Annotated in this window: 1 protein-coding gene; it reads left to right on the forward strand. The window is 70.1% G+C overall.

From position 1 onward, the window contains the following. The first annotated feature begins 40 nt into the window (after nt 1-40). Nucleotides 41-1,279 carry an IS701 family transposase gene (locus tag ACX28W_RS43870; protein WP_459005685.1) on the forward strand — a complete coding sequence of 413 codons (1,239 nt, stop codon included), beginning with the start codon at nt 41-43 and terminating at the stop codon, nt 1,277-1,279. Nucleotides 1,280-1,342: the final 63 nt, after the last annotated feature.

The raw sequence follows: 1,342 nt of genomic DNA on the forward strand, positions 1-1,342 counted from the left end.
TGGAGAACTGTCTGGGCTGCGATCCGGGCAGCCTTCCAGCGTGATCGACGACCTTGCGGACGCGACCTGGGACCGTGAACTCGACGACCTCTTCCTCCGGATCGGCCACCGCTTCGGCCGCGCCGACCTGCGACGCCGAATGCGGGACTACGTCCGCGCCCTGCTCGGGCCCGTCGGCCGCAAGAACGGCTGGCAGCTGGCCGAATACGCCGGCCACCGCACCCCCGACGGCCTGCAGCGGCTGCTGAACGGGGCAACCTGGAATGCCGACGACGTCCGCGACGACCTGCAGACATACGTCGCCGAGAACCTCGGCGAAGACGGCGGGGTACTCATCCTCGACGACACAGGTTTCATCAAGAAAGGCACCACCTCCGCGGGCGTCCAGCGCCAGTACTCCGGCACGGCCGGCCGCACCGAGAACTGCCAGATCGGTGTCTTCGCCGCCTACGCCACCACCCGAGGCCGGGCCCTGGTGGACCGCGAGCTGTATCTGCCCAAGTCCTGGACCGACGACCGCCGGCGCTGCCGCGCCGCGAAGATCCCCGATGAGCGGACCTTTGCTACCAAGGGAGAGCTGGCCAAGGTGATGGTGCTGCGCGCGCTCGCCTCGCCGCTGCCGATCTCCTGGGTGACAGCCGACTCCGCCTACGGCCAGGAATGGCGCTTTCGCCGACTGCTGGAAGAGACCGCCATCGGCTACGTCCTGGCCGTCCCGAAGTCCCAGCAGGTGCCGCGGTTCGGCCGCATCGACCACCTGTTCACGCAGGCGCCGGACGAGGCGTGGGAGAAACGCTCGTGCGGCAACGGCGCCAAGGGCCCGCGCGTCTATCACTGGGCGGCCGTCCAGATCCCCGCGATCGAGGACTTCGACGGCGACAGGCCCACGCATCAGCGCTGGGCGCTGGCCCGCCGCAGCATCAGCAGACCCGACGAGATCGCCTACTACCTCGGCTATGCCCCGGCGGACACGGACGTCGACCGGCTGGTGCGGGTCGCCGGGCGGCGGTGGGCGATCGAGGAATGCTTCCAGGCCGCGAAGAACGAATGCGGCCTGGACCAGTACGAAGTCCGCCGCTACGTCGGCTGGATGCGGCACGTCACCCTGGCCATGCTCGCCCACGCCTTCCTCGCCGCCACGGCGGCCCAGGCAGCGGCAAAGGGGGATGCAGAAACGGTTCCGGCACCCTGGTTCCGCTCACCGTGGCGGAAGTGCGCCGGCTCCTGGCAACTCGCTCCGCATCCCGGTCCCGCCGGCCGCTTGGCATTCACGCGGTGAGCTGGTCGCAGTGGCGGCGCAGACGCCAAGCCGTCGCCCGCCACTGCCACTACCGGCGGCGAG

The sequence above is a fragment of the Streptomyces sp. SD15 genome (assembly GCF_054462255.1).